The following is a 14,001-nucleotide window of genomic DNA, read 5'->3' as shown; positions in this document are numbered from 1 at the left end:
GTTCCTCGCCCGCCCGTCGGATCCGCAGCCGTGCCCCCCACGGGCCGCCCCGAGGCCCTCCGCGGCCGACGCGCGAATTCCGGGCTCCATAACGTTCTTGCATTCCGGCTACGGGTCCCGTAGAGGTTGCGCAATAATGTTATAGGGTTCCCTAATGCGACGCGCCTCTCTGCCCAGTATTCAAGTTGCCCTGCTGGCGAAGGGGATTGAATTTCCCGGGACCGAAGGCCCGGACGAGCCGACGGCGACCGAACGCGACGACACCCTGAACGGCGCGGGCGGCGATGACATCCTTTTCGGCGCGGACGGGAACGACGTCCTGAACGGCGGCACAGGCGACGACCGTCTCAGCGGCGGGAGCGGCAACGATACCCTGGACGGCGGGCCGGGCGAGGACCGGCTAGTCGGAGGCCCGGGGGACGATGTCTACTACATCCGCCACACGGGCTCGACCATCGTGGAGCTCGCCGGGCCGACCGGTGGCAACGACAAGGTGGTGGTCTTCCTGCCGGTTTTCCGGCTCCCGGACCTCATGTCCATCGAGGTCATCGAGGCCGCCGGCGACCTGACCACGGGCTACAGCCTCGAGGGCAACAGCTACGGCAACACCATCCTGGGGAGCGTGGGGCCCGACAAGCTCGACGGCGCGGGCGGCAACGACAGCCTGATCGGCGGGGCCGGGAACGATACGCTGATCGGCGGCGAGGGTGCCGACACGATGGCGGGCGGCCTGGGCGACGACGAGTACTGGGTCGATCAAGCCGGCGACGTCATCCGCGACGAGGGCGGCGTCGACACCATCCTGACCTCGGTGTCGTTCTCCCTCTCCGGCGTCTCCGGCATCGAGAACCTGACCGCCTCCGGGAGCACCGGGCTGGCGCTCACGGGCGATGCGGGCGCCAACGTGCTCACCGGCTCCATCGGGGCCGACACCCTCGACGGTGGGGGCGGGGGCGACCGCCTCCTCGGCGGCCTCGGGAACGACACCTATCATGTCCGCAGCCCGTTCGACGGGATCGTCGACACGGGCGGCAGCGACACGGTGATCGCGTCCATCGACTATACCCTCGCGGACGGGCTCGAGAACCTGACCGCCGCAAGGGACGTGGCGCCTCTGGTGCTGAAAGGCAATGCCGGCCGCAACGTGATCACCGGCAACGATGGCCGCAACACCCTCCATGGCGGCCTTGGACAGGACGAGCTCACCGGCGGGGGCGGCCGGGACGTGTTCGTGTTCAGCACGCGAGTGGCCAAGAAGAACAACCAGGAGGTCGATTTCATCACCGACTTCAACGTCAGGGCCGATTCGATCCACCTGGAGAACAAGATCTTCAAGGGCCTCGGCCGCAAGGGCAGCGAGAAGAAGCCCGCGCTCCTGTCCAAGGACGCGTTCTGGATCGGAAAGACGGGCGCGCACGATGCGACCGACCGCGTCATCTACGACAACAAGCGCGGCATTCTCTGGTATGACGCGGACGGCACCGGGCCGCAGGCGCCGATCCAGATCGCCCTCATGAGCAAGAAGCTCAAGATGACCTACAAGGACTTCTTCGTGGTCTGAGTTCGGCGCGGGGCGGTATCGGGCCCGTCGCGCGGACCGCTCCCGGACGAGCGCCGGCGCTCGCCATGGACGTCAGCCTCGTTCTCAGGGTGACGGAGCGGCCTCTTTCAGGCTCCCGCTCCAGGCCGGACCGGGCGCGAGCGCTCGGCGGCCTCACTGACCGCGCGAGACGCGGCGGAGGCCAAGCCCGACACGGCGCGGGGAGGGCACGGGCCTGATGCCCGGCCGCCCGGTCCTTCGCTCGACGGCTGTGTCAGGCAATGTCGCAAGAGACGCTAAGGCCGTGGTCGGACGGCCTCGCCCAAGCCTCTGGCGATCTTGCAACGCCGCAAGGGCATCTTTGGCAAAATCGGCCTCTCTCCTGCGCTCTTCCCAAAAGACACATGGCGATGCGAAACAGCCGTTCGCGGATCTGATCGCGATCGCAACTTTATGACAGAAGAGCGCGACAGACCTGGAAGATATTCCGATACCGCAACTTTTGGTATATGAAGTAAATAGTAAATAACCAAGAGATGTATCATCGGATGGTTAATGGGTCGCACGAGGACATCGCGCGTGTAAACGGGCTCAGGCGCTAAGGTCAGACGCGCTTCCTCAAAGGCAACGCCCAGCCTTGCAGCCTCGGCTCTTGGTTGTCCAGCAGACGAGAATGTCGCGCCCGCTCCTCTCTATTCGAGGAGTTGTATCGAACAAAGCCGCTTTGCATAAGCGGGACCGTGAAGCCCTTACGGAACCCTCTTGCGGATACGGTCATGGTGATCGACCTCCGCTACGGCAGGTTAAGAATTTTCCGATCGGCACAACTATAAGGTTGCGTAGGGAAACGCTTAATTATTCTTAAGCTTCCACTTGAAAAGCGTTACCGTGTATATAATGATATGAAATAACCTAGCGTTTGCTGGGACAGCACGAAGGGACTGCGTCATGACCTCCACCTCCGCTCTCGGCCCAAGCCTCGAGACCCGCATCCGCGCGCAGGTGAGCGCCGACCAATTGCTGGTCTTGGCCGGCGGCGACGTCCTCGCCACATGGATCGACGCCTCCGACGCCGGCGGCCGCCTCATGAGCCTGATCTTCGACCCGCAGGGCGAGGCGCGGGGCAAGCCCGCCGCCCTGAGCGGAGACGACGACGTCGCGTCGGCGCGCCTCGTGCGCCTGGACGACGGCCGTTTCGCGGCCCTGTGGAGCGCGGAGGAGAGCCAGGGCCGCTGGAGCCTCAGTGCGCGGCTGCTCGACGGGGGAGGACATGTGTCGGCGGATGCGGTGAAGGTGGAGAGCGGGGCTTCGCCATATGACCGTATGGACGCAAGCGGCGATGCCCAAAGGTTGTTGATCGAGTATGGGACGAAGGGTCAAGGCAATGCCAAAACGCTGCGCTCAGATGTTGACGGAGTCCAGACTGCCTCAACAAATTCTGCTGTAAATGATATCGCAAAGCATCGCCCAGTCGAAGTAGATCATGCGTTGACTCGGCCGCTTGATGCCCACGCTGAAGACAAAGAGCTCGACATCGGTCAACAAGCTCAAGCCTCAGGTGTCACTCTCAACACCTTCTCCGAGGCCGATCTATGGACGGGTTATGGACTACAGACTCATCGTAGGGATGAGCAGAGCGTATCGATAAGCTTGAAGGACGGTACAATACTGACATCGTCTGACACTTATTTATATGTTCCATATAACTACGGCACCAATACGAAGGAAGGGTGGTACTATGGCTTTCAAGCATATTCTTTCCGCCCAGATGGCTCCGGCTTCAGGGGGTTCAAGTCAGGTCTCATACTAGAAGATTTTGACTTTAAAGGTCTCAGAACGACGGATCTAAGTGGCGGCAAAATCGGCTTCACGTGGCTGCAGAAGTCGAAAACCAGCGACAATTACGATACTTACTTCACGATGTACGACTATTTTGGGGCGCGACAATTCGAGCCCGGAAAAGTCGCATCTGATAGTGCTAAATTTGCAAAAAACGCAAGTATCACAAGCTTAAAGACTGGCGGATTCGCTATCGCCACATGGGCTAGCGATCTCAACAGCAACAACCCGTCCAACAGAGATTATCAATACATTGATGTCTATGACAGTCTTGGCAATCATACAAAATCTTTCACCTCGACCGCCAAAGTACTGTACAGTACAACGCGAGCACTCTCTGGTCTAGAAAACGGTAAGCTCGTTGCGGCCTACTCGACTTATGACGGTTCGTCCGGGTCAGGGAAAATTATCGCCAAGGTTTTGTCGCCGGATGGCGCATCCAATGATAAGGAACTTGTGCTATCAACCGGCCACGGCTCCTATGTCCCCGTCCAGGTCGGCTCGTGGACGAGCAATGAGTTCGTCGTAGCTTGGCGGCATAACATTACCGGAACGCCCAGTTGGAAGTATAAGATTTACGACGCGGATTTGAACATAGTCGGCGTCGAATTTAATATCGATATAAACGCGGAGCAATTGTCTTTCTCAACGCTCAACGACGCAGGCAAGACAATCGTCGTAGCTTATGTCATTGGCAAGAATGTTTGGACAAGACATTACACTCGTGACGGAGTTGTAATTAGCGAGAATTATGTCGGTGGCGTTGGTGACCAAAAGCAAGTTGGATCGGTTTCGGTTACGGGCTTGGATGATGGCCGCTATAGCGTAGACTGGAATTGGTTCGGTACAAAGGGCCAGAAGGCGGAGGACGACAACGAAGGTGATGCTTATACGCAGATTTTCGATCCCCGCCCCCACAATTATAACTGGACACAGGACCCTTCGGATCCGTTCAAGGATAAGCAATGGACTGGTACGCACTCCGACGACACACTTGACGCTGGTGACGGCAACGACACCCTCTTCGGAGGGCAGGGCTCCGACATCCTCATGGGTGGCGAGGGCGACGACCGCTACTTCGGCGGCGGTGGACTTGGTGCTGACACTGGCATCGATAGGGTCAGCTACGCTAATTCGAAGGAAGGCATCATCATCAACCTGTATGATGCCTCAAAAAGCACAGGCTTCGCCAAGAACGATCTCTACACCGAGATCGAAGTCCTCGTCGGCACCAACTTCAACGACACGATCTACGTCAAGGCGCATCCCTCGATAACATCGATTGAGGCCGGCGGTGGCGCGGACTTCGTCGAGGGCTCCGACACGTCCCCCGACAATGTCAGAGGCAATGGCGGCAATGACGTCCTCATGGGGATGAGCGGCGATGATCTCCTGATCGGTGGCGACGACATTCCTGCCAGCGGAGACACAGACGCGGATGTGCTGTTTGGCGGCCGGGGAGATGACCGACTGTTCGGTGTGCATGGCAACGACACTCTTCACGGCGGCCAAGGCCGCGACCAACTCAACGGCGGCACGGGCTTCGACATCGCGAGCTACGCAAATCCCGAGGACAACCAGGGCGTCACGGCTTTCCTGGATCGAAATGTCGAGGGCAGCCGTCCGAACACCGGCGAAGCCGACGGCGACACCTACGACTCCATCGAGGGGCTGATCGGCACGATCTACGCCGATATTCTCGGCGGCTTGAACACTGCTGACGACAAGCTTGAGGGCGATGGAGGAAACGATACGCTCTATGGGGGTGGCGGCAACGACACGCTCGATGGCGGCGACGGAGAAGACTCGCTCGTTGGCGGGATTGGTGACGATGTCTACATCGTCAATTATACGACGGACAAAATCAAAGAAGGCGTAGGTGAAGGCTTGGATTGGGCCTACCTGGTCGGTGCAGGCTTCGGAACCCAGTACGACCTCGCGACCAACGGCGCCAATGTCGAGAACATGAAGGCCTATGACAGCACTCTCAGCATCACGCTGAGAGGTAACGGCATCGCCAATCATATCATCGGCAACATCCACGCCAATCTTTTGGACGGCAACGACGGTAACGATACCCTCGACGGCGGCGGCAGCGCGGTGGATGCGGCCGACGACATGCATGGCGGGCTCGGAAACGACATCTACATCGTCAGGCGCTCGGGCGACCGGGTCAATGAAATTTCCGACGCGGCCGCCGGGACGGCGGACCAGGTGCAGGCCCACGTCTCCTACTCCCTCGCTCCGAACTCCGGCATCGAGCTGCTGAAGGCGGCCGTCGACACGGGAATTGCCCTCACGGGCAATAATCTCACGCAGACCATCGAAGGCGGCGGCGGCGCCGACACCCTGCAAGGCGGAAGCGCGTCCAATGGGCCCGACACCTTGAAGGGCGGCGCGGGCAACGATGTCTACATCATCGACGGCTACAGCGAGAAACTGGTCGAGGACGCGGGCGGCGGCAAGGACACGGTCCGCATCGTCAGCAACCTGCGGTCCTACCTGTTGCTGGACAACTTCGAAGACCTCGACGCGTTCTCTGCAACGGAGGAAATTTCTCTGCTCGGCAACAGCGCCGACAACGTCATCACGGGGAACAACAAGAACAATACCTTGGACGGCGGAAGCGCCGGCCGGGATCTGCTCTACGGCATGGACGGCGATGACGTCTACATCATCACCCGGCAAACCCAGCTTGCCGTCGAGACCGACAAAAACGGTGCGGAGACCAGAGGCCAGGATAAGGTCAAGCTCCAGGGAACGTTCTTCGGAACGGTCGACAAGACCTACACGATCACCGCCGGCATCGAGACGCTGGACGGCTCCGCCATCGCGGGCGACATGGCGCTGCGCGGAAGCTCGTCGAGCAACTACATCATCGGAAGCTCGGCGAAACAGACGCTCGGCGACGTTTTCACCTCCCCGGACGCGTCCGGCGGAGCCGACACGCTCAGTGGCGGCAACGGCGACGATACCTATTATGTTGACGCCGACGACATCATCATCGAGAAGGAGACAGCCGCCATCGGCGGGCATGACATCGCCTATTTCCACAATATGGAGCTGGGCCGCAACGCGTATACACTTCGCCCGGTCTCCGATACGGTCACCGGCGGATCCGTCGAGGAGCTCATTGCGTCACGCAAGACCCTGGCCACTGGCGCGGTCGCCGTGAAATTCACCGGCAATGGCGTCTCGCAGCGCCTGGTCGCCACGGATTTGGAAGACACGCTCTCCGGCGGCCTGAATGCGTCCGGCTTGGCCGGCGACACCCTCGACGGCGGCAAGGGCAACGACATCTACTATGTGTCGAACGCCAACGACGTGGTGGTCGAAGCTGTTGGAGGGGGGGAAGACACCGTCTACTTCTCGACCCAGAGCTACACGGCTCAGGACGGCGTCGAGATCGAGCATCTCCAGGCCGACACCACGGCTGCGCCGGATATCGGGTTCACGATCACCGGCAACACCTACACCAAGACCATCGTCGGTGGGGCCTATGACGACTACATCGCCACCGGTACCGGCACGAGAGCCATGGAACTGATCGGCGGCGCCGGACACGACACCTACCAGATCGACAACGCCAATGCCGTGATCAACGATGTGGAAGGCGATAACAGGGTCGTCACGTCCGTGAGCTACACCCTCGCATCGACCGCCAAGGTCCACCACATGCGGACCACGAAGAACGATGGCGTCACCCTCGTGGGCAACGCCTTCAACACCACGATCATCGGTGGCAACGGTGTGGACAGGCTCGACGGCGGCGGCGGTACCGACACCCTGGTCGGCGGCGACGGCAGCGACTTCTACGTCGTGCACTCCAATGGCACGGTCGTCACCGAGGCGATGGGGTCTGCCGCGGGTGTCAACGACGTTGTCGAGGTGAAAGCAGCTTGGTATCACGTGGCCGACGGCGTCGGCATCGAGGCGATGTGGGTCGGCGACGACTACACCTCGGGCGAGAAGGAAGACGGCGAGAAGAAGGGAGCCTTCCTGATCGGCAATCTGGGCGTTAGAACCCTGATTGGCCACGACTTCGCCGACACGCTCCATGGCGGATCGGCAACCGAGACCCACACCCTCGAAGGCGGTCACGGAAACGACGTCTACTACATCGTGAACAAGGGTGACGTCGTCCGCGGCGAGATCTCAGGCACCACCAACATCAGCTCGGCCGACACCGCCTACCTGTATCGCGGCCTATACGCCAGCCCCGCAGAGCTCGCGGCAGCCGAGACCGCCTACAAGAACGCCGGCATCGAGATCATCAAGTTCATCGACGGCCCCCCCCCCGGAACAATCCCAGACGACCCGACGGACATTCCCGACGGATCGGGCGAGGAGCCTGGTGGTGGCGGCAACAATGCTCCAACGGACTTGGAGTTGTCGGACAATATCGTACGCGAGCTTTCGAACCCGAACACGCCCATCGGCGATTTAACTGCGCGGGATTTGGATAACGACGCGTTGACCTATATGATTGTGAAATCAGATGGTTCGCTCACGGCCGATGATGGAGTGTTCAAGATCGTATCCACATCCGGTAGCGGAAGCAGACTTGTTGTCTCTAACGGTGTCAAGATCGACTTTGAGCAAGCCGGCTCGATCCCGCTCAAGATTCAGGTGTCGGATGGCACAAACGCAATAACGAGAGAGTTTGCCATCAGTGTTAAGGATCTCGGCGCGGAAAGCACCGGCGGTTCAAACTTTGACGATATCATCAAGGGCGGAACCGGCAACGATACGCTTGGTGGCGGTGGAGGAAATGACAAGCTGTATGGAGGCTTTGGCCGGGATGTGCTTACCGGCGGCGCTGGGAATGATCACTTCTACTTCGATACGACTCCGGCTCTCAAACACCGTGACACGATCAAGGATTTCTCGCAGACCTCTGACAATCGCGATCTTATCGTGTTCAAGGCGTCACTGTTTAATCTAGGGTCAGTTCCGTCCACCTCGCCTGAAGGCATTCAAATGAGGGCGGCTTCGTACTTCGAAGGCAAAGTCACTGACGTCGATGCTGGCACGAGGCGCATCATTTACGATCCGTCTCTCGGTAAAATTTATTATGATCGAGATGGCAGCGCGAACGGAGCATCGAGTGCGCCTGCCATCGAAATCATCTCCTTCGATAGTCAGAAGCCTGCTCACATGAGTATAGCGGACTTCTGGATCATTGCTTAATCGGTCCCGCAGCCACCGTGCTTGAACACGGTGGCTGCGTCAGATCGCTCACCGATAATAAGGTCAGTGTGCGGGCCGGCTCAGAGGTGTCCCGCTCGCCATCAAAGAATTGCCTGTTGGAACTTGCATGTCAGCAGGCGTTAGCCTGTGCGGCATTCGCGAACGCAAGCAGGTCGTGACGGCTTTGCCACAGCGGGGAAATCCATGCTGCTCAAATGCAAAGCTGCACAATCAGTGAATACGAAAGGATATTGCATTACATTTATGTTACAGATATGTTTGCGTCCTTAGGGGCAGTTTCGACCGATTTTCCCTTTCTTCACTCAAGAAATAGAGATTTTTCATGGGCCTTTATAACCTTAATCTGGAACAGATTAACTCGTCATATGTGGTGTCTTCAGGGGATCCGCGCAGAGTCGATGTGCCGGAGAACACTGAGGCAAATGTTCGCCTTGCGAAGATATATGGTTTCCCCGCTACTGCCGACCTGTCTGCCATCAATCTCGTGCCGTACTATGGAGACAATAACGTAGGCGATGATAAGGGTAATCGCGGCCCTACAGTCGAGGGTAAGTATAAGATTGAGAAAGTTCAGGTAGGAGCTACATACGAGTTTTACCTAACAACAAATTTAGGTGGAGCAGAGTACTCGAATGTTGAAGATAATAAATACGAATTTGCCAATCAGGTCTATTTCACTCAGACGGTTGGTGGGCACGATTACGTAGCGTATTTTACCATCAATATCACGGACGTGGCAGAGGATCCGACGCTTAACATCTTCAGGGCTGACGGGACCACAAACATTGATCCGGGGAACGGCACACCGTTCGAAAAAATACAGATCAATGAGAATGCTAGCGTCAGCGATAAAGTCGCGGTCATCAAGATCTTCGATGACGAGGACGTTGCTGACAATGGCGACGTAAGCCAGACAAAATTCTCTATCGTATCTGGAAATGCCGATAACGCCTTCAAAGTCTTCGCTAATCCCGCGACAGGTGTTTATGAGATCCAGGTCAACAATCCTGCGGCGCTACAGGTTACGACGACAACAGATCGCCAGCTCACAGTTAGGGTGACCGATACCAGCGGTAAAGAAGTCGACAAAACCTTCACCATCACGGTCAAAGATGTAGCCGGAAATGAAGAGCCTGATAACATTCGTCTAACGACTGGAGGCACGGCAGTATCGCTTGAGGAGAACAAGGGTGCAGGGCAGATCGTAGGTAAGGTTACGGCTGACGATGACGGCCCAGCTTCGGATCTCAGGTACTTTATTGCTTCAAACTCCAATTTTGAAATCGATGCCGTCTCCGGCGAGATTTCTGTCAAGGATGGTGCTGTGCTCAATTTCGAGGGCACAAGGACGTTTACGCTAGCCGTAACGGTCAAGGACCTCGCCAACGGGACAGGTGCACTTTCAGCCACTCAGAATTTCACCTTCACGCTCACGGACGTCAACGAGAAGGCAACAGTAGCAATCGGCAGCAACAACACCATCACTGCCGGGACAACACGCGCGAACGCGGTTGTTGTTGCTACGACTATAACCGACCCTGACACGACGCCTGCCTACTCTGGAAACGTGTTGAAGTTCCAGCTGACTGACGGGAGCTTGGTCGATACGGCTTACGATGGCCTTTTCGCCTTCAATGCTCAGGGCCAGATCATCGTAACCAGGGATGTCGTCGCCACGGACGTTGGCAACAAGACCTTCAAGGTCGTGGCCGTCGACGATTCAGATACAGCTTTGCGATCCTCCGCCGTCGATCACGCGGTCACCATCTTCGCAGCCGGAACCTCGAATACTCCTCCCTCAACGCCAAAGCTCGATAACGGCATAGCTGTGACGGTTAACGAGGGCGTCTCATTCTCCGGTACGCTTTCGGCGACCGATAATGAAACAACGGTAGGCATGACCTATGAGTTCGACACGACCCAAGCGGGTGGTGGCGATGCCAATGACATGTTCATCATCGACGGTAACCAGCTCAAGCTAGCGCCTGGAAAAGTTCTCAACTACGAAGCACTTGGTGTCGGGGCAAAATACTTCACCGTCTATGTGAAGGCCAGAGACGGCAACGGAGCCTACAGCATATCGTCTCAGGCCTTCACCATCAACGTCGCTGACGTGAATGAGAAGGCTACTGGCATCAACTTTGGAGAGGTTGCAGTCGTCCAAGTGGGCCTCACGCGGACGGGCAATTCGATCGTGAAAGCAACAGCGGTCGATCCCGATACGACGCCCGCGTACATGAACAACGGCTATAAGTTCCTTCTTTCTGACAACGTGACGTACTCGGACACGGATGACAGCGGCTTGTTCACCATCAATGAAACGTCTGGCCAGATTACGGCCAAGCGTGATGCGGTTGCAGGCGATGTTGGCAACAAGACGCTCAAGATCGTCGCGGTCGATGGTACATTGAGATCCGACCCTATCACGAAGACAATCGCCGTACTCCCGGTGAACACTCCGCCGTCGACGCCAAAGCTGAACAACGGCACCGTCGTCACAGTGAACGAGAATGTCGCGTTCGCCGGTACGCTTTCTGCGACCGACAATGAGACGACGGTGGGCATGACCTACGAGTTCGACACGACCGAGGCCGGTGGTGGCGATGCCAACGACATGTTCATCATCGAGGGTAACCAGCTCAAGCTCGCTCCCGGCAAGGTTCTGGATTATGAAGCCTTGCCTGCTGGCGCTAAGTTCTTCACGGTTTATGTGAAGGCAAAGGACAGCAGCGGCGCTTACAGCACATCGTCGCAGGCCTTCACCATCAACGTCGCTGACGTAAATGAAAATGTGATCGTCAACTCCGCCCCGACCGACATCACGCTGAGCAACTCGACGATCGCCGAGCTCTCCGCGAATGGGGCCGTGGTGGGGAACCTGGCGGCGGTGGATGTCAATGGGGGGGCGTTCAACTTCGAACTCCTCGACAACGCCGGCGGTCGCTTCTCGATCGACAACGTCACCAAGCAGATCAAGGTCACCAACGGCATCAAGCTCGATTTCGAGCAGGCTGCGATGCACAAGGTGACTGTGAAGGTGACCGACGCGGGTGGCCTGACCTTCCAGAAGGTTATGGAGATCAAGGTCTCGGACGTGAACCCGGAGATCACCGCCGGGTCCCAGGACAACGACGTGATCAAGGGCGGCGCTCTTGCCGACAAAATCGCCGGTGGCCTGGGCAACGACACCCTCTGGGGCGGGGCCGGCAAGGACACCTTGACGGGCGACACCGGCGTGGCGAAGGGGCCTCAGGGCAAGGACACGTTCGTGTTCAGCACCAAGTTCGCCAAGAACAACGTCGATAAGATCAAGGACTATAACGTCTCGAAGGACCAGATCTGGATCGACAACGCGCTGTTCACGGGCAAGGCCGCCAAGTCTCTCTTCAAGGCGACCAAGAAGGGAACGGAAACCTCGCCGAAGAAGCTGGCGGAGAAGTTCTTCGCGCAGGTCACTGTGAAGGGCGTCAAGGAAGGCACCTCGGCCGACCACAAACTGATCTTCAATAATGCTGACGGCAAGCTCTGGTACGATGCCGACGGCATGGGCGGGAAGGCCGCGGTTCAGATCGCGACCATCGATCCCATCAAGAAGGGCAAGAACACGATCGCGCACAACTTCACGCACAAAGAGTTCTTCATCATCTGAGGGACTGCAAACCTCTTGATCACCTTTGGAGCCCGGCAGTTTCGCTGCCGAGCTTCTTTCCGTTTGAAAGATCGAAGCGTCCAGCGCATGATCCAACTGAGGGCACTTCAGCCACCTATCGCGATTGGGTCGTCGCTCTCGAACTGTCGATGAGGCTCCAGACCGTCGCCGGGCAAATCCGCTCGCTCCCTGGATCACCGAAAGCCTGATCTCCGACAGCTTGTCGCCAGATGCCTGATCCCCAAGAGAATGATCGTCAGATGTCTTATCGTTTCGAGGACGATCGCCACGAGACCGATTGCACGGCGTCGATCTCCAGGCATCCCGATGCAGGGCATCCCAATCAAGGCGTCCGACTCAAGGCATCCCAGGCAAAATATCCCGACGTGAGGCATCGCACGCAAGGCACCCCAGGGGAGAAGCCTCACGCCACGCACCCTGACGCGAGGCGGCCGATGGGCGGTTCACCCTCGTCCAAGCCGTCCCAAAGCGTTGCCTTCCGGGGAGCGACCTCTTCGGGTCACCCCTTCGCCTCTCCCACGGTGTCGGCCATCGTGGCGCCCCGGTGTCCCAGGGGCTGGCGGTGGCCTTCCGTCGTGTCCTGAGCCGTCTGGTGCTCCATCTCGGCGTTGATCTCGGCGCCGAGCAGGATGATGATCGTCGAGATCCAGATCCAGGTCATGAAGCCGATCGCGGCGCCGAGCGAGCCGTAGGTCTCGTTGTAGGAGCCGAAGCTGGAGACGTACCAGGAGAACAGCATCGAGACGACAACCCAGAGCACGGCGGCCAGCACGCTGCCAGGCGTGATCCAGCGCCATTGCGGTTGGTCGCGGCTGGGGCCGTAGCGGTAGACCAGCGCGAGCGCGAACACGATTCCGAGAAGCAGGATGGGCCAGCGGGCCAGCCTCACGATCCACTCGGTCGCGTTGCCCAGGCCGACGAAGTCGAGGGCGATGGGCACCACCACCACGGCCCCGAGCGCGAAGAGCAGGAACAGGATCGCCCCGAACGTGAAGGCGAGGCTCACGGCGTTCAGCACGATGAAGCTGCGCTTGTCCTCCTCGTCGTAGACGATGTTGAGAGCCTCGAAGATCGCCTTCATGCCGGCATTGGCGCTCCAGAGGGACACGCCGAGGCCGAACAGGAAGGCGAAGCCGAGGCTGCCGCTGCCAGCGCTGGCGATCCGCTGCACCTGCTCGCCGATGATCTCCATGGCGCCGCCCGGCAGGAACCCCGCCATGGTGTTGAGATGGTCCTGAATCGTGACCGGATCGGCGAAGAGCCCATAGATTGACACGAGCGCGCCGATGGCCGGGAAGATGGCGAGCAGGGCATAGAAGGTCACGCCGGCCGCCACGGACGTCACGTGGTCCTGGTTGAACTCCTCATAGACCCGGTAGGCGATGTCCTTCCAGCCCCGCGCGGGGATCTCGGTCGGGCTCTCGGCATGGCGGCCCCGATCCGCTGCTGCCGGATCGGCCAGGGCCGCATCGGGATCGGCGTGGTTGTCGTCGGGGCGCGGGGGTGCACCAGGCTCCGCATGGACGCGGCGTTCGGCCCGGCGACGCTCGGCCAGGCGACGCTCGGCGAGGGGCGGGCGCGGGCGTCCGCCGGAGGTGACGAGGCGCACGAGCACCCATCCCGCGAGCAGGGCCCACGCGGTCGAGGCCATGGCGGTGGCCGATTCGCGGGGCTCCGGTTTTCCGATCTGGGCGGTCATGACCTCAACTACCTCTCACAGGGCCCGCAGGGGGTGCATCAG

4 protein-coding genes are annotated in these 14,001 nt (G+C 59.2%); 3 read left to right on the top strand and 1 reads right to left on the bottom strand.

Annotated elements, in window-relative coordinates; genetic code table 11:
- Nucleotides 1-154: 154 nt before the first annotated feature.
- The 3 genes from ILT42_RS03010 to ILT42_RS03000 all read left to right on the top strand — a co-directional run bounded on the left by ILT42_RS03010 (nucleotide 155) and on the right by ILT42_RS03000 (nucleotide 12,239).
- The gene (locus ILT42_RS03010) at nucleotides 155-1,561 is read left to right on the top strand and encodes a calcium-binding protein (RefSeq protein ID WP_204213833.1); all 1,407 of its coding nucleotides are present in this window, start codon (nucleotides 155-157) and stop codon (nucleotides 1,559-1,561) included.
- Between the two features lie 927 nt (nucleotides 1,562-2,488).
- A complete protein-coding gene (locus tag ILT42_RS23160; protein ID WP_204213832.1) occupies nucleotides 2,489-8,569 on the top strand; it encodes a hypothetical protein in 6,081 nt (2,026 codons plus the stop codon).
- A gap of 343 nt (nucleotides 8,570-8,912) precedes the next feature.
- The gene (locus tag ILT42_RS03000; RefSeq protein ID WP_204213831.1) at nucleotides 8,913-12,239 is read left to right on the top strand and encodes a cadherin domain-containing protein; all 3,327 of its coding nucleotides are present in this window, start codon (nucleotides 8,913-8,915) and stop codon (nucleotides 12,237-12,239) included.
- Between the two features lie 520 nt (nucleotides 12,240-12,759).
- Here the strand turns inward: ILT42_RS03000 and ILT42_RS02995 are convergent.
- On the bottom strand, nucleotides 12,760-13,959 hold the full coding sequence (locus ILT42_RS02995) for a YihY/virulence factor BrkB family protein (protein ID WP_204213830.1): 1,200 nt from the start codon (nucleotides 13,957-13,959) through the stop codon (nucleotides 12,760-12,762).
- Nucleotides 13,960-14,001: the final 42 nt, after the last annotated feature.

It is taken from the genome of Microvirga pudoricolor (genome assembly GCF_016892705.1).
Lineage (GTDB): Bacteria > Pseudomonadota > Alphaproteobacteria > Rhizobiales > Beijerinckiaceae > Microvirga > Microvirga pudoricolor.
Note: the sequence above shows the minus strand (reverse complement) of the source record. Positions and strands in the feature narration are given on the sequence as shown.

Excerpts from the sequence above, each read along its gene's own strand:
- ILT42_RS03010 (WP_204213833.1), top strand. The coding sequence starts at position 155 with ATGCGACGCGCCTCTCTGCCCAGTATTCAAGTTGCCCTGCTGGCGAAG.
- ILT42_RS23160 (WP_204213832.1), top strand. The coding sequence starts at position 2,489 with ATGACCTCCACCTCCGCTCTCGGCCCAAGCCTCGAGACCCGCATCCGC.
- ILT42_RS03000 (WP_204213831.1), top strand. The coding sequence starts at position 8,913 with ATGGGCCTTTATAACCTTAATCTGGAACAGATTAACTCGTCATATGTG.
- ILT42_RS02995 (WP_204213830.1), bottom strand. The coding sequence starts at position 13,959 with ATGACCGCCCAGATCGGAAAACCGGAGCCCCGCGAATCGGCCACCGCC.